Origin of the sequence: Paenarthrobacter sp. NEAU-H11 (genome assembly GCF_050573415.1) — a bacterium.
Taxonomy (GTDB): Bacteria; Actinomycetota; Actinomycetes; order Actinomycetales; family Micrococcaceae; genus Arthrobacter.
The window spans coordinates 185962-201233 of the sequence record NZ_JBNZGA010000009.1; the positions used below are offsets into that span (position 1 = coordinate 185962).

Consider the following 15272-nt stretch of genomic DNA (forward strand, 5'->3'; position numbering starts at 1 on the left):
GCCGATCCGGGAGAGACTGGTGAAATGACACTTGCACCGCTGATCAAACTCAATGACAGCTACTCCATCCCCCAGGTGGGCCTTGGCACCTGGCCGCTGGACGACGACCAGGCGGCCACCGCCGTCGTGCAGGCCCTGGAAGCCGGCTACCGGCACATCGATACAGCCGTGAAATACGGCAACGAGCAGGGCGTGGGCAACGGTATCCGGGCCAGCGGCGTGGACCGTGGCGAGCTGTTCATCACCACCAAACTGGACGGCCAATACCAGGGGAACGACAGGGCGGTGGAAGGGCTGGAAGGGTCACTGAAGCGGCTGGGGCTGGATTACGTGGACTTGCTGCTTATTCACTGGCCCCTGCCCGCGCGGGACGAGTACATCTCCACGTGGAAGACCTTCGAGCGGCTCCAGGCGGAAGGAAAAGTGCGCTCCATCGGCGTCTCCAACTTCAAACCCTCCCACCTGGAACGGCTGATGGCCGTTACTGACGTGGTCCCCGCCGTCAACCAGATCCAGCTGACGCCGGCGGTCACGCGCGCGGCCGAGCGGGAATTCCATGCAAAGCACGGAATCGTCACCGAGTCCTACAGCCCGCTGGGAGGCGCCGGGGCCAGCCTGCTCGGTGCTCCCATCCTCTTCCAACTAGCCGAAAAGCACGGAAAAACGCCCGGCCAACTGGTCCTTCGCTGGCATGTTCAAAACGGAATTGTAACGATTCCGAAAACGTCGAATCCGGACCGGATGAGGGAAAACCTGGACATCTTCGATTTCGCCTTGGATCCGCAGGATCTAGCGGAATTAGCGGTCCTGGACGAAGGTCCCGGTGCGGGCAATGATTCCGACGTGACAGGGCACTGAAACGGGCCTGAAGTGGGCTTTTCCGGGAACCCGGGGTTGGCAAATAGATAGTAAGCATGATTACTATTGAGGCAGAAGGATGAAGTGCTTCCGGGATCCGGAGGCCTCCTTTATTTAGGAAGAGGAACGAAAAATGGGATTTCTTGCATTTCTGATTCTCGGACTTATTGCTGGTGCGATCGCTAAGGCGATCCTCCCGGGCCGGCAGGGTGGCGGCTGGATCATCACCCTCGTCCTGGGCGTCGTCGGAGCACTCCTCGGCGGCTGGATCGGCGGAATGATCTTTGGCAGCGGACTGCAGGAGTTCTTCTCCCTGCAGACGTGGCTGCTGGCCATCGGCGGCGCGCTTATCGTGCTGCTGGTTTACGGCATGGTCACCAAGCGCGGCGCTCGCGGCTAACTGTCGCGTAAGCCAGGAAACCGGCCTGGGGACAACATCCCCGGGCCGGTTTTCCTATCTCCCGGCCTCTCTGGCCGGAAGTGAAACCTTCTCAGTGAGCAGGAGTTCATCATGAAAAACAAACTTCTTTTGGGCGTTGGCATTGCCGCCGGGTACGTGCTTGGGTCGCGGTCCGGCAGGGCCGCCTATGACAAGCTCAAGGCACGCGCTGCGGGCATCTGGGACAGCAAGCCCGTGCAGGACAAGGTGGCGGTTGCAACGGAAGCCATCAAGGAAAAGGCTCCCGAGGTCGCGGACCAGTTGAGTGAGGCCGCACGCCGGGCAGGTACGGTGATCGGCTCAGCGGTGCAGCGTGAAGGCTCCTCCGGCTCCGGCGCAACCAAATCGTCAACGTCCGACGCCGGCACGACAGCCAGTGCCACTGGCACCACAGTTCCGGGTGCCTCTACCGCTGGCGCTCCAGGCAGGAGCACCCCAAGTGGCGACGACCTTGGCGAGGACCACATCCCCGCGCACTCCACCCACCCGGAAACCTTGAACCTCGGCACCTCCGACGAGACCAATTCAAAGGCCTAGCCCCGGCACACCGTCCGGCCTGTGACGGCCCGTCCCGCTTGACAGCGGAAAAACAGCGGGTCTGTGCTACAACTGAATGGCTTTGCTGGCCGTCGCGATCCTTGGGGGACGCGGCGGCCAGCAGCGTCTTAGCTAAACTGCAGGCCCGCACGCCTCCCTTCCCGGCCCTAACGGTTCGGTGGGGTCCAGCCGAGCCCGCCCTGGACCGGGCTCAGGCTAAAGAAGTGCCAGGCCCGGCAGCGCCAACACCGGCATTGCCAACGCCGGCACTGCCAATAACTACAGTGCCGTCGAGTTCGTCCGAATGGACTGTCCGGACGGCAAGGCCCGCCGCGGCCACAACGGATGCGGTTCCCTCAGCCTGGTGCTCGCTGGTCTCAATGAGCAGATGCCCGTCGGAGGACAGCCACTCCAGCGCCCCTGCGGCCACGCGCCGGTGGAAGTGAAGCCCGTCCGGGCCGCCGTCGAGTGCTGTCCGCGACTCATAGAGGCGGGCTTCCGGCGGCATCGTTCTTATCGCATCTGTGGGGACGTAGGGAGCATTCACGGCCAGGACGCGCACCCGGCCTTGGAGCCCGGGCGGAAGCGCGGCAAACAGGTTCCCTTCGTACACGCATCCGCCCACCGGCCCCACGTTGCGGCGCGCGCACTTCACGGCGCCCGGGTCGACGTCTGCAGCATGCAGCTCGATGCCCGGGTCCCGTCGCGCAATGGCCGCCCCGACTGCCCCGGACCCGCAGCACAAGTCAACAACAATGCGGGGTGCAGAAAACCGGCCGCCCTGCAGCAGTCCCACGGCCTCGTCCACCAGCAGTCGGGTCCGGCGCCGGGGCACAAAGACCCCCGGCTCGACAGCGATCCGGTGTCCGTCGAAGCCGGCCCAGCCAAGAATGTACTCCAGGGGCTCGCCCGATCTGCGCCGGCCAACCCAGTCAGCGAGCGCTGCAGGGCCGGGCGCCTCACTGATGAGCAGCCCCGCCTCATCTTCGGCAAATACACATCCGGCGGCCCGCAACGCGGAAACTGTGGCGGCAAACGCGTGGGGCGCGGAGATCCCGGAAACTGGCAAGGGCACACCTTTCTGCGAGCCGGGCGTTTCAACAAGCCGAGCCGGCCTGGGCCGGATGGAGTTCAATGCTAGTCCGCAACTGCACCGCACGGCAGCGCTTGTTGGCAGGATGGACCTATGATCCCGCCTGCACAGGACGATCTCATTTGGACCGGTAGCTACACCGCCGGTGGAGGCGGCCGTGCCGATGGCATCGGTGCCCTCGCCGCGCACGGGGACGGAAGCCTCGAATGGCTGGGAACGGCAGTGAACGCGGATTCGCTGTCGTTCCTTGCCGTTCATCCCGCCTTGCCGGTGGTGTACGCGGTGGCCGAGCAGCGCGGGATGGTCCGGGCTTTCCGCCGCACGGGTGACTTCGGACTGGAGCCGCTGGGTGATTCTCAACCCGCCGGAGATGCAACATGCCATGTGGCAGTGGACCCCCTGGGCCGCTTCCTTACGTCCGCCTGCTGGGGCGACGGGCAGGTCCTGCTCTATGGATTGGATGACGACGGCGGGATGACAGGCTGCTTCCCGGCGGCACCATCGGTGGATCCGCACGCCGGCCTCGACCCGGGTGAACCTCGGCAAAGCCGGGCCCACGCCAGCCTGATGCTGGCGGACGGACGCGTCATGACGACGGACCTGGGCCATGACACCCTCCGGGTCTGGAACTATGTGCCGGGCACCGGCCTGGTGGCTGACCATGAGGTTGCCCTCCCGTTCGGAAACGGGGACATTCGAGGTGATCTTCCGTGGTCCGGCCACCTCCGGCGGCCGGGCTCCGGGCGACTCCGCCGCGGAGATCCCAGTGGCGGAAACTGGCCGCGCCACCACCTGGTCAGGGGAACGTGGCTGCACGTAGCCCACGAGCGGTCGGACAACGTGGCAACGTTCGCCCTGGATGACGTGACTGGCATCCCTACCGGGATGGTCAACGACGTGCAGGTCCCGTCGCCGACTGCCCTGGTCCCCGCCCCGGCGCGGCCGGCTGGATGTTCCAAGGGGCGGCGGCAGGAAGCGCTGAGGCCAAGCGGAACCGCGGACGCCATTGGCTAAACACTGGAGTTATTCAATGCAAGCGCTTACAGTTGTGCCGTGGCTCACAAGGAAGCTTGCTTACCTGTGAGCCCTTACAGCAATTGCCGGCTGTTGTCCGCCGGCAAGCCTGAACAGCAGCGCCGCTCCCAGGAAGGTCTCAGCCTTGATATTCCGCACCCGTCCCAGCGCGCCCCCACGCGCCCGAAAGTCTCCAGGATCCACCACACCCCCGGCCGCGCCGGCCCGGGCCGTTGCCGCCGGACTGCTGGCAGCCGCCGTCGCCGCCTCCGCGGCAGTCCTTCCCGCCCAGGCTGCACCTGGCCCCAAAGACCCTGGGTCGGCGTCGGCCCTTCACTCACTCCGCGCCCCCGTAACGGATGAGAACTTCTACTTTGTGATGGCGGACCGCTTCAGCAACGGAAGCACCGCGAATGACCAGGGCGGCCTGGGCAGCGATCCCATGGTGTCCGGCTTCGATCCCACAAACAAGGGGTTCTACAACGGCGGAGACCTTGCGGGCCTCCTGGACAAGATCGACTACATCCAGGGCCTGGGCACCACTTCCATCTGGCTCACCCCCAGCTTCAAGAACAAAGCGGTGCAGACAGAGGACGGATCGGCCGGATACCACGGCTACTGGATCACCGACTTTACCCAGATCGATCCGCACCTGGGCACCAATGCCGAGCTCAAGGCCCTCATTGATGAGGCCCACAGCCGCGGCATGAAGGTCTATTTCGACATCATCACCAACCACACGGCTGATGTCATCAGCTACAAGGACGGCGCACGCCAGGGATACGTTTCCAAGGATGAAGTGCCCTACAAGACCGCGGACGGTGTGGCGTTCGATGACCGCGATTACGCCGGCGCGGACAACTTCCCGGAACTCGACCCACTGAAATCCTTCCCCTACATTCCCGAACTGACAGCCGAAGAGCAGAACCTGAAGGTCCCCGCCTGGCTGAACGATCCAACGCTGTACCACAACCGCGGTGACACAACCTTCGCGGGTGAGGACGCCTACTACGGCGACTTCTTCGGCCTGGATGACCTGTTCACCGAGCACCCCAAAGTGGTCAGCGGCATGAAGGACATCTACAAGACCTGGATCCGCGACTTCGGCGTGGACGGCTTCCGGATCGACACGATGAAGCACGTCAACAACGAGTTCTGGCAGGAGTTCGGCCCGGACGTCCTCAACTACGCCAAAGCGCAGGGCAAGGACGAGTTCTTTATGTTCGGCGAGGTCTTCGACACCACCAAGAGCTTCACCTCCCAGTTCACCACCCGCAACCAGATGCAGGCTGTCCTGGACTTCCCCTTCCAGGAGGCGGCGCGGAGCTTCGCCTCCAAGGGACAGGACACCCGCACCCTGGAGACGTTCTTCGCCGGCGATGACTGGTACACGGATGCAGATTCGAACGTGTACCAGCTGCCCACCTTCCTGGGAAACCACGACATGGGCCGCATCGGCAGCTTCATCGCCGCGGACAACCCCGGAGCGACGGACGACGAAAAGGTGGCCCGCGACCGGCTGGCCCACGAACTGATGTACTTCTCCCGCGGCAACCCCGTGATCTACTACGGCGACGAGCAGGGCTTCACCGGCCCCGGCGGGGACCAGGACGCACGCCAGACCCTCTTCCCCAGCAAAGTGGAGGCATACCTCGACGACGACCTGCTGGGCACCGAGGCCACGCACGCCGAGGACAACTTCAACCCCGGGCACCCGCTGTACGGCAAGATCAGCGAGCTCGCCGCGCTCACCAAGGAGCACCCGGCCCTGCGCGACGGCGCCCACCAGCACCGCTATGCCTCCGACGGGCCCGGCATCTACGCCTTCTCCCGCACGGATGCGGCGGACCAGCGCGAGTATGTCGTGGCGCTGAACAACAGCGAACAGGCACAGACCGCAGAGGTACCCGCCTACATTGCCAAGCGCACCTACACGCGGATCTACGGCGAAGGCGCGGACGAGGCGAAGACTTCGGCGGACGGCAAGCTGGCCGTCACCGTCCCGCCGCTTTCCGCCGTGGTGTACCAGTCCTCCGGCAGGATCCCGCACTCCAAGGAAGCGCCCGCCGTCGTCCTCCAGGAGCCGGCACCCGCGCAGGGTGACAACGGGCGCCTCAAGGTGACGGCCGACGTCGGCGGTTCCTCGTTCTATGAGGTCACCTTCGAAGCCAAGGCAGCAGGCGGGGACTGGACGCCCATCGGCACTGATGACACTGCCCCGTACCAGGTCTTCCACGACGTGGCGGCCTTCGACGCCGGCACGGCGATGGAGTACCGCGCCACCGTACTGGACAACGGCGGACACACCGCCACGTCACAGTCCCGCACGGCAAACGTTCCCGCACCCGTCATCACGCTGCAGAAGCCGGTGGAAGGCAGCAACGTGAAAGGCTCGGTGGAGCTCAGCGCCACCGTCGATCCCGAGAAGGCAAGCCACGAGGTTACCTTCGAACGCAGCGTGGCCGGCGGCGAGTGGACCACGGTTGCCACCGACGGGTCCTCACCCGTTTACTCGGCCACGGACGACATCTCGAACCTTGAGGACGGCACCAAGGTGGCCTACCGGGCCACAATGACCGGTCCCGGTTTCAGCGTGGCCAGCGCGGCCCGGACGGTCACGGTGGGCGATGCCCCGCAGCCCGGCTCAGTGACCGTGGTTGGGTCCCTGAACCAGGCCATGGGCTGCGCGGCGCCCTGGGAGCCGACGTGTTCACAGGCCAGGATGGCACTGGACCCGGCCGACAAGATCTGGCGGCTCACGGTGGACCTGCCTGCCGGCCAGTACGAGTACAAGGCTGCACTGAACGGCGGCTGGGCGGAGAACTACGGCGCCGGCGGCAAGCTCAACGGGCCGAACATCGCCCTGGACCATCCGGGCGGCCCCGTGACGTTCCGCTATGACAACAGCACGCACGTGATCACGGCCGTGTACGCCTCCCAGCAGCCCGGCGCCGTTGCGGCTGCTGGGAGCATGAACAGCGAACTGGGCTGCATCAAGGACTGGGATCCGGCCTGCGACCAGGCGCAGCTGGTGCTGGACCCGGCCGGCCTCGTCTGGAAGCTGGCCGTGCCGAATCTCGCCGCGGGAACGTACGAGTTCAAGGCCGCCCTTGACCGGTCCTGGGGTGTCAGCTACGGCGCGGGCGGAAGTTCCCCGGGCGGCAACATCGTGTTCAAGCACGACGGCGGCCCGGTCACTTTCCGCTATGACCACTTCAGCCACCTGATCACGGCCGGCTAGCGGAGCCCCGCGAAAGCCGAAATCGCGGGGTCACTTCGCGTCCCATCCGGAGCATTGGATGGGCGCGAAGTGGCCCTCCCCACCCGCACCCTAGCCTCGCAAGCTCGCCCAGGGAACCCTGCTGGTGTGGGCCCACGTGGCGTTTAGCTGCGCAGGGCACCGTCCACCGCTGCCAGCAGCGAGTTGAACCGCGCGTTGGCGGGAAGGTCGTCAAGGAACACCGGCCTGCCGTCCGGCCCGGCCAGCGGGACCTGCCAGTTCGGGTACAGGGCCTCGGTGGTGCCGGGCTGGTTCTGGACGCGGCGCTCCCCCACCGCGTCCACGAGGGCAACGCCCAACAGGACCGACGGCGTCTGCGTGAGCAGGAGGTGGAGCGCCTCGATGGTCTGTTCCTCGGTCCCCGCCAGCGAACCGGGGTCCCCCTGGAGGTAGCCGCGCTCGCGCAGCAGGGCCAGCATTTTCTCCAGCGAGGCGTTGTGCTCGGCCCGTTCCTCTTCCTCGGACCGTTCCAGGAGTTCGAGCCGGCTGCGGAGCGCCACGTGGTCGCCGGCAAGGTAGCCGGCGGTGGGCGGAAGGTCGTGGGTGTTGACGCTGGAAAGTGCCTGCGTCCGGTACTTTTCCGGCGCAAGGGGGGAATCGCCGTCGTACTCAAACCAAAGGATGGACGTTCCCAGGATGCCGCGGGCGGCAAGGTAGTCACGCACCCACGGTTCGAAGGTGCCCAGGTCCTCGCCGATCACGACGGCCCCGGCGCGCTGGGCCTCCAGTGCCAGGATGCCGATCAGCGCTTCATGGTCATAGCGGACGTAGGCGCCATCACCCGGGGCGTTCCCGACCGGGATCCACCAGAGCCGGAAAAGCCCAAGGATGTGGTCCACCCGGATGCCGCCGGCGTGCCGCAGAACGGTGGCCAGCATGTTCCGGAACGGGATGTAACCGGCCTCGGCCAGGCGGGCGGGATGCCACGGCGGCTGCCCCCAGTCCTGGCCCTGCTGGTTGTACATGTCCGGCGGTGCGCCCACGCTGGTGCCGGGAGCAAGCACGTGGCGGAGCGTCCAGGCATCGGCGCTGCTGTGGTCCACGCCGACGGCGAGATCGTGCACTACGCCCAGGCGCATACCGGAGCGCAGGGCTGCCTTCTGGGCCTCCTCGAGCTGCTCATCGCAGATCCACTGCAGCCAGCGGTGGAATCCGATCCTGTCCGCAAGCTTTTCGCGCAGTGCTTCAGCCTGCGGTGTGCCCATGGAAGTGGCCGGGTCCGTCCACAGGGGATCGTCCGGCGCGACGTCTTCACGGATGGCGGACCAGAGCGCGAAATCGTCCAGCCCGGTCCCGGAGATCCGGCAGAACTCGTCAAACTCGGCCTGCCGGGCCGGGGAGCGGCGGACGTGATAGAGCATTTCCAGGGCCTGGAGTTTGGCGGCATAGACGGCGTTCCGGTCGAGCCGGCCGGCCTCCTTGTTTAGCCCGGCGACTTCCTCCCGAAGCTGTTCAACAGCGGCCCGCCTGCGCGGCCTCAGGTAGGCCAGCTCGGGAATTGCTTCGATGCGGATGTAGAGCGGATTGAAGAACCGGCGCGTGGACGGCGAATATGGGGACGGCTGCACCGGCGGCACCGGCTCGGCCGCATGGAGCGGGTTGACCAGCACGTAGTCGGCCCCGCGCTCACCGCTGATGGCAGCCAGGTCAGCCAGGTCGGCGAAGTCGCCAATGCCCCAGGACCGCTTGGAGCGCACGGAATAGAGCTGCGTGGCAAGCCCCCAGCCGCGGCGCTGTTCGAGGGGCTCGGCAGTGGTGAGCTGGCGCGGCGTCACCACCAGCGTTGCCGTGGCAGTGGCGCCGCCGGACTCGGCGGTCAGGGTGTGCCAGCCAAGGGGCAGGTCCTGCGGGAGGGCGAACGTGGCACGGCCGGTGGACACGCCGTCGATATCCTTGGGCTGTTCCCAAACGTCCTGCTGGACGGCGTCCACGGTGCCTGCCCCGTCCTCAAGGGCAATGCCCAGCCGGACGGCGGCACCGTCGGGCACATGGACCGGGACCAGCGCCGGCTCGCCCTGCTGGATGACGACGGCGGGAGGCAGCATCCGCCGCCACGGCGCCAGTTCCGCTTCCGCCAGCGCGGCCTCAATCGCCGGGTTGGTGTCCGCCTTCACGCCAAGGGCAGCCAGGACCTTGATCAGGGTACTTTCGGCCACAGTGTGCGGCAGCCCGTCCCAGCCTTGGAAGGAAGTGCCCACTCCATGGGCGTCCGCGAGCTTCTGGAGCAGGTGGGGGTCTATGGCCCCGCCGGCAGCAGCTTCCCCCGCAGCAGGGAGGGTGCCCGGAGGATCAGTTGGCATCCCTGGACGATATGAGTGCTGCTGGTCTGAAGCCGTCATGCGTGTCCGCCTCGTCTGGTGTGATGTGGCCCGAACTTACAGTGCTGCCTGTTGCTGCCTGTTGTACCGGGGCGCCTGCACCCCCGCGCACAACCGTTGGTTCAGATTATTGCAGGGCGGCGCCGAGACGAAACCGGCGGGACACGCAGTGGGAATCGAAGTCCCTACCGGAACCATCGCCAGGGTGGAGCTGCCCGGGCGGGCGCCTGCCGACGTCGGGCCAGACCGGTTCGAATACATGCTGGCGGCCGTTCCTCATGCAGCGGCCCGGCCACGGGCCAGCCTGCAACGGGCTAGGGATCAAAGTGCGTGCTGACGGAGCCTGAGCTCACCCGGCTCAGGACTTCCGCGGCGAGGTCCCTCAGTTTCTGGTTCCGGTGGCTGGACGCCTTGGTGAGCAGCGCCATGGCTTCTTCCTGCGAGCAACGGTTCTGGGCCATGATCACCCCGCACGCCAGATCGATGGTGGTGCGGTTCTGCAGGGCGGCCGAGAGGTCGTCTGCCATGTTCCGGGCGTCCGCGATCTGCAGGGCCAGCCGCACGGCCCGTCCCGCCTGGTCGGCAAAACCCTGGGCCCTGCTGATGACAGCGTCGGAGAAGACGCCGGATTCCGAGGCGAAGAAATTCAGGGCCGCTGCCTGGTCCTCATCCAGGGCGAGGGGCACGCCCAGCACACTCCGGCAGCCGTTGGCGGCCAAGATCTTTTGGTACTCCGGCCAGCGGGTATCGGTGTCCACGTCAGCCAGGACAACAGGCTGCATGGTCTCCAGCGAGGCCAGGCACGGGCCTTCACCGAGAGCCTGCTCGAGCCTGTCCAGTTCCCTGGCCCGGTCGCTGCTGCCCGCCACGGTGGCGCTGCGCTTGCGTCGCCGCAATGTCACGCCGCACTCAACCCGCGAACCCGCCGACTCGCTCAGGGCGGATGCAGCCACTTCGGAGAGCTCCGTGAGGAAGTCGTTCACGTTGCTGCTGCTAATAATCAGGTCATGCAACTTGATGAACTGTTCATCATTGCTCGGGGTGCCCATGCACCAATATAAGCGGATCCGCGGGGGAAACGCCCGCCATAATTCGTCACGCCCGGGCTCCTGCGTTACTCCGTGCGAAGAAAAGCGAAGGACTAAGGCGTATGCCTGCCAGCCCCGCGTGAAGCTGTGTAGCCTCGTGACGATCGAAGGCATTAGTGGCTATGCAACGGGAGGAACCGGGGATGAGCCTCAGCGAACTGCGGGTATTCGGACGGTCGGGTACCCCGGTCAGCCCGCTCACTTTGGGCACCATGAATTTCGGCGAAGGCAACGGCGGACCGCACGGCGCCCCCACCGGCGCCGATGAGGGCATCCGGATCATCCAGGCTGCGCTGGACGCCGGGATCACCGCCGTCGACACCGCCGACGTCTATTCGCAGGGCGAGTCGGAACAGGTGGTGGGCCGGGCCCTGCGCGGACGGCGCGACGACGTCTTCCTCGCCACCAAGTTCCATGGCCAGATGAGCGCCAACCCGGCCCATTCCGGAAACTCGCGCCGCTGGATCACCCAGGCGGTGGAGGGCAGCCTTCGCCGGCTCCAGACAGACCGGATCGACCTCTACCAGGCACACCGGCCGGACTACAACACCGATGTCCTGGAGACCATCACCACCCTCAACGACCTGATCCGCCAGGGCAAGATCCTCTATTACGGCACGTCCGTCTTCACCCCGGCGCAGCTTGTGGAGGCACAGTGGCTGGCCACCACCAACCACCTCATCCCGCCGCTGGGAAACCAGGTGCCGTACTCCATGCTGGTGCGCGGCAACGAACGCGACGTCCTGCCCATTGCCCAGCAATACGGGCTGGGCGTCCTGGCCTACGGGCCGCTGGCCGGCGGCTGGCTGTCCGGCAGCTTCGTCCTGGAATCCGGCAAGGCACCCACCCGCGTGCATTCACTGCCCGGCCGGTACGACATCTCCGGGCCCTCCAGCGAACGCAAGCTCCTGGCGGCCGATGCACTCGCCAGGCTGGCGGACAAGCTGGAGCTTTCGCTGGTGGACCTTTCCATCGGGTTCGCCCTCAGCCACCCCGCCATCAGCAGTGTCATCATCGGGCCCCGCAGCGAGGAACACCTGCAGGCGTACCTGCGGGCAGCGGACGTCCAGCTCAGCGAATCCGTTCTGGACGCCATCGATGACGTGGTGCCGCCGGGAACCAACTTCGTGGAGCGGGACGCCGGCGCGATCGTCCCGTCGATTGAGTTCGCGGAACTACGACGGCGGTAGCGGCCCTGGCGCCGGGCCGGCGGCCGGCTTGCGCGGCGTCAGGATGAACAGGCTGAAAATCACGACGGCGGCGCCAAGCCAGCCATGCAGCGGCAGCCGTTCACCCACCACCAGCACCGCCAGGACTGCAGCCACCACCGTTTCAAGCAGGGAAATGCCGGTGGCAGTGCTGGCCCGGATCCTGGCCAGGCCCCAGCCGAACAGGACGTAGCCGGCAAACATCGGAACCAGTGCCATGTAGGCACCCACCGAGAAATTGGTCCAGGATTCCAGCAGGGGCGCGCCGGTTACCGCAAGCACGGGCATCAGCAGGAGCCCACCGAGGCCGAAGACAGTTCCCATGGCAGCCCGCGAGGACAGCCCGCCGCCGATAAGGCGGTGGGCTGCCCAGGAATACAGTGCATACGTGGCACCGGCCACCAGGCCCAGGGCTATTCCCGCCAATGGCGTCCATGACTCGCCGGGGGAACCGGCTGCCTGCCCGTGCCCCTGCCCGGCGAAGGACAACACTGCTGCGCCCGTGACACCCAGGAAAGCTCCGGCCATCCACCTGCGGGTGAGCGGCTTTCCGTCCGCGAAGCGCTCGATGAGGGCGGCCGCCACCGGCGCCGAGCCAATGGAAACCACAGTTCCCACTGCTACCCCCGAAAGACGCATCGAGCTGTAGAAGGCGAGGGGATAGACGGCCACCGCCGCTGCACCCAGGGACACCAGTCGCCAGCGGTCCAGCAGGCCCGGCCACTGCCCCGCGATGGCACCGACGGCGTAAAGGGCCTGGAGCAGGCCGCCGATACCCATGGCCACCGCGCCCACGGCCAACGGACTCACCGACGGGGCGAAGGTGGCAGCCGTGCCCGTGGTTCCCCACAGCACGGATGCGACGGCAACGCATAAAGCGCCCCAGAGCGGCACTTTGAAATCTCCGGTTCCCGGGTTCACAGCCCCTCCAACAGCCGGGCAGCGATGGTCCGGCCGTCCTTCAGGCGCTGGTCGTCCCCTTCCAGCCCCGCCCTGGCCATGGCACCCTCAAGCAGGAAAGCCAGGTGCCGGGCCAGCCCCGCGGCACGCTCATCCCCTGGCAGGAGTTCGGCGACATGCCCGGCCAGCAGCTCCTCAACCTCTTCCTTGTGCTTCCGGACCGCCGCCCGCCCGGCCGCCCCCGCGGGCAGTTCCGCTGCTGCATTGAGCAGCCCGCATCCCCTGAACCCGTCCCGGTAGGCGAAATTCGCGTGGTCCATGTATGCGTCAAAGACGGCAAGCACCCGTTCCTGCGGAGTCTTCGCGGTTTCCAGCCGCTGGCGGTACAGGCCGAGCCACTCCGAATGCCGGGCTTCCAGGTAGGCAGCCACCAGCTCCGCCTTGGAGGAGAAATTGTTGTAGAGGCTCTTCTTGGCCACGCCTGCTTCAGCGGTGATGGCGTCGATCCCGGTGGCCCCCACACCTTGGGCGTAGAAGAGCCGGGCTGCAGCGTCAAGCAGCAGTATTCGGGCCTTACGCCTGGTCGAGCCGGCACGGGCTGGCGCGGCGGCGGCTGCACCGGCGGAAGCAGTGGGAGCGGCGGATCGGGCAATCTCCGGGAGGGACAAAGCGGCTCCTTGGGTCAATAGTAGTTAGATCAGTCTACCTACTTAGCCGTCGGGAATAACGCGGCCCGCCTCCATGTTGTTGCTCTGTTCAGAACGAACTGCTTCCAGCCGACAGGAGAACGCATCAATGTCAGTTGACTATGACGCTCCACGGGTGACGCCCGAGGAAGAGCCGAACGCCGGCTTCGAGGAGCTGAAGACCCAGAAGTCTGGCCGACGGGAGGCTATAGCCGACGTGGACGAGGCCGAGCTCGCGGACAGCTTCGAGTTGCCCGGGGCGGACCTCTCGAACGAGGAACTCCTGATCCAGGTGGTGCCGGTCCAGGCCGACGAATTCACCTGCATGTCCTGCTTCCTGGTCCACCACCGCAGCCAGCTCGCCAGGGAGAAGGACGGCAAAAAGTACTGCCGGGAGTGCGAGTCGTAGGGGGCGGCTTGTCCGGCGGAGGCCGGCAATGCGCTGCCCGGTGAAGCATTCCCGGCAGGGCCGCCAGGGGCTGAAGGGAGTGGTGGCCAGCGCGGCTGCCCTGCCAATCATGCCGGCAATGCCGCGCCCGGGCACGCCACCTCGTGACCGGGCGCGGTAATAACCGGCCTTCAGCAGCGCGTGGTCACCAGTCGTGGACCGTTCCGTCGATGAGGCGGTTGTAGGGCAGGTAGGCCTGCTGGTAGGGGTAGGCGGCTGCGGCTTCTTCATTGAACTCGACGCCGATGCCGGGCTTGTCCCCGGGGTGGAGGTAGCCGTCCACGAACGTCATGGACTGCTCAAAGACCTCGTTGGTCTTGTCCGAATGCTGCATGTACTCCTGGATCCCGTAATTATGGATCGCCAGGCCCACGTGCAGCTGCGCCGCGAAGCCCACCGGAGAAATGTCCGTGGGCCCGTGGAAACCGGACTTGATCTGGTACTGCGCCGCGAAATCCATCACCTTCTTCAACGGGGAGATCCCCCCGAAGTGCGTGGACGCAGCCCGGACGTAATCAATCAGCTGTTCCTTGATCAGGGTCTGGAAGTCATACACGGTATTGAAGATCTCCCCGATCGCCAACGGCGTGGTGGTGTGCTGCCGGACCAGGCGCAGGCCCTCCTGGTTCTCCGCCGGGGTGCAGTCCTCCAACCAGAACAGGTCATACGGCTCCAGCGCCTTGCCCAGCTTCGCCGCCTGGATCGGCGTCATCCGGTGATGCCCGTCATGCAGCAACGGGATCTCCGGACCGAACTCATTCCGCACCGCCTCAAACACCGTGGGCAGGTGCCGCAGGTACGCACGGGTGTCCCAGTCCTCCTCCACCGGAAACGCACCCCGCCCGGCCGGCTCGTAGTCATACCGCTCCCCCGAAGCCTGCGCCTGCGCCGCCACCCCGTACACGGCCTTAATCCCGGGAACCGCCGTCTGGATCCGGATCGACTTGTACCCCAGCTCCAGATGCTCCCGCACCGAATCAAACAACGACGGCAAATCCGCGCCCGACGCGTGCCCGTACGCCCGCAACCCGTTCCGCGACGCCCCGCCCAACAGCTGGTACACCGGCATCCCGGCCACCTTGCCCTTAATGTCCCACAACGCCATATCCACCGCCGCGATCGCCGCCATCGTCACCGGACCCCGGCGCCAGTACGCGGACCGGTACAGGAACTGCCACGTATCCTCGATCCGGTGCGGATCCTTCCCGATCAGCAACTGCGCCACATGCTCCTTCAAATACGCGGCGACCGCAAGCTCCCGCCCGTTCAACGTGGCATCCCCAATACCCGTCACACCATCCTCCGTGGTGACCCGCAGCGTCACGAAGTTACGGGAGGGACTGGTCACAAACACATCGGCAGCAATGATTTTCACAACAGATCCAGGCTTTCTTAATCGATGG

At 66.1% G+C, this 15272-nt stretch carries 13 protein-coding genes; 7 read left to right on the plus strand and 6 right to left on the minus strand.

Annotated features, from left to right (window positions below; all coding sequences use genetic code 11):
- Positions 1-24: 24 nt before the first annotated feature.
- The 3 genes from ACQ3DC_RS13335 (at position 25) to ACQ3DC_RS13345 (ending at position 1834) form a co-directional block, all read left to right on the plus strand.
- Positions 25-858, plus strand: a complete 834-nt coding sequence (locus ACQ3DC_RS13335) for an aldo/keto reductase (RefSeq protein ID WP_430752451.1) — start codon at positions 25-27, stop codon at positions 856-858.
- 133 nt (positions 859-991) lie between these two features.
- Positions 992-1258 (plus strand): GlsB/YeaQ/YmgE family stress response membrane protein, encoded by a 267-nt coding sequence (locus ACQ3DC_RS13340; RefSeq protein WP_104996554.1) that lies wholly within the window; start codon positions 992-994, stop codon positions 1256-1258.
- Positions 1259-1369: 111 nt separating this feature from the next.
- Positions 1370-1834, plus strand: coding sequence for a YtxH domain-containing protein (locus ACQ3DC_RS13345; RefSeq protein WP_430752452.1), 465 nt, complete (start codon positions 1370-1372; stop codon positions 1832-1834).
- A 211-nt stretch (positions 1835-2045) separates the two neighbouring features.
- Here the strand turns inward: ACQ3DC_RS13345 and ACQ3DC_RS13350 are convergent, their stop codons facing one another.
- Positions 2046-2903 carry a putative protein N(5)-glutamine methyltransferase gene (locus ACQ3DC_RS13350; RefSeq protein WP_430752453.1) on the minus strand — a complete coding sequence of 286 codons (858 nt, stop codon included), beginning with the start codon at positions 2901-2903 and terminating at the stop codon, positions 2046-2048.
- A 117-nt stretch (positions 2904-3020) separates the two neighbouring features.
- Between ACQ3DC_RS13350 and ACQ3DC_RS13355 the strand changes: the two genes are divergently transcribed.
- Positions 3021-3941 carry a lactonase family protein gene (locus ACQ3DC_RS13355; protein WP_430752454.1) on the plus strand — a complete coding sequence of 307 codons (921 nt, stop codon included), beginning with the start codon at positions 3021-3023 and terminating at the stop codon, positions 3939-3941.
- 145 nt (positions 3942-4086) lie between these two features.
- Complete coding sequence (locus ACQ3DC_RS13360) at positions 4087-7182, plus strand: alpha-amylase family glycosyl hydrolase (RefSeq protein ID WP_430752455.1); 3096 nt, start codon at positions 4087-4089, stop codon at positions 7180-7182.
- A gap of 143 nt (positions 7183-7325) precedes the next feature.
- Here the strand turns inward: ACQ3DC_RS13360 and malQ are convergent, their stop codons facing one another.
- The gene (malQ, locus tag ACQ3DC_RS13365; RefSeq protein ID WP_430752456.1) at positions 7326-9521 is read right to left on the minus strand and encodes a 4-alpha-glucanotransferase; all 2196 of its coding nucleotides are present in this window, start codon (positions 9519-9521) and stop codon (positions 7326-7328) included.
- 332 nt (positions 9522-9853) lie between these two features.
- On the minus strand, positions 9854-10588 hold the full coding sequence (locus ACQ3DC_RS13370; RefSeq protein ID WP_157239586.1) for a GAF and ANTAR domain-containing protein: 735 nt from the start codon (positions 10586-10588) through the stop codon (positions 9854-9856).
- Between the two features lie 182 nt (positions 10589-10770).
- Between ACQ3DC_RS13370 and ACQ3DC_RS13375 the strand changes: the two genes are divergently transcribed.
- Positions 10771-11817: an aldo/keto reductase gene (locus tag ACQ3DC_RS13375; protein ID WP_157239588.1), complete on the plus strand. Its 1047-nt coding sequence runs from the start codon at positions 10771-10773 to the stop codon at positions 11815-11817.
- Here ACQ3DC_RS13375 and ACQ3DC_RS13380 read toward each other — a convergent pair.
- Complete coding sequence (locus ACQ3DC_RS13380) at positions 11803-12756, minus strand: DMT family transporter (RefSeq protein WP_430752457.1); 954 nt, start codon at positions 12754-12756, stop codon at positions 11803-11805. The two genes, ACQ3DC_RS13375 and ACQ3DC_RS13380, sit on opposite strands and share 15 nt — an antisense overlap.
- Positions 12753-13301 carry a TetR/AcrR family transcriptional regulator gene (locus tag ACQ3DC_RS13385; RefSeq protein ID WP_323058172.1) on the minus strand — a complete coding sequence of 183 codons (549 nt, stop codon included), beginning with the start codon at positions 13299-13301 and terminating at the stop codon, positions 12753-12755. The genes ACQ3DC_RS13380 and ACQ3DC_RS13385 overlap by 4 nt, the downstream gene beginning before the upstream one ends.
- A 229-nt stretch (positions 13302-13530) precedes the next feature.
- On the opposite strand from ACQ3DC_RS13385, the gene ACQ3DC_RS13390 reads away from it, so the two are divergent.
- Positions 13531-13830: a DUF4193 domain-containing protein gene (locus tag ACQ3DC_RS13390; RefSeq protein ID WP_157239592.1), complete on the plus strand. Its 300-nt coding sequence runs from the start codon at positions 13531-13533 to the stop codon at positions 13828-13830.
- Between the two features lie 184 nt (positions 13831-14014).
- Here the strand turns inward: ACQ3DC_RS13390 and manD are convergent, their stop codons facing one another.
- Positions 14015-15244, minus strand: a complete 1230-nt coding sequence (gene manD, locus ACQ3DC_RS13395) for a D-mannonate dehydratase ManD (RefSeq protein ID WP_321215139.1) — start codon at positions 15242-15244, stop codon at positions 14015-14017.
- Positions 15245-15272 lie beyond the last annotated feature (28 nt).

What these genes read in the sequence shown, in the direction of transcription:
- ACQ3DC_RS13335 (WP_430752451.1), top strand. Translation starts at nt 25, where the DNA reads ATGACACTTGCACCGCTGATCAAACTCAATGACAGCTACTCCATCCCC.
- ACQ3DC_RS13340 (WP_104996554.1), top strand. Translation starts at nt 992, where the DNA reads ATGGGATTTCTTGCATTTCTGATTCTCGGACTTATTGCTGGTGCGATC.
- ACQ3DC_RS13345 (WP_430752452.1), top strand. Translation starts at nt 1,370, where the DNA reads ATGAAAAACAAACTTCTTTTGGGCGTTGGCATTGCCGCCGGGTACGTG.
- ACQ3DC_RS13355 (WP_430752454.1), top strand. Translation starts at nt 3,021, where the DNA reads ATGATCCCGCCTGCACAGGACGATCTCATTTGGACCGGTAGCTACACC.
- malQ (WP_430752456.1), bottom strand. Translation starts at nt 9,521, where the DNA reads ATGCCAACTGATCCTCCGGGCACCCTCCCTGCTGCGGGGGAAGCTGCT.
- ACQ3DC_RS13370 (WP_157239586.1), bottom strand. Translation starts at nt 10,588, where the DNA reads ATGGGCACCCCGAGCAATGATGAACAGTTCATCAAGTTGCATGACCTG.
- ACQ3DC_RS13375 (WP_157239588.1), top strand. Translation starts at nt 10,771, where the DNA reads ATGAGCCTCAGCGAACTGCGGGTATTCGGACGGTCGGGTACCCCGGTC.
- ACQ3DC_RS13390 (WP_157239592.1), top strand. Translation starts at nt 13,531, where the DNA reads ATGTCAGTTGACTATGACGCTCCACGGGTGACGCCCGAGGAAGAGCCG.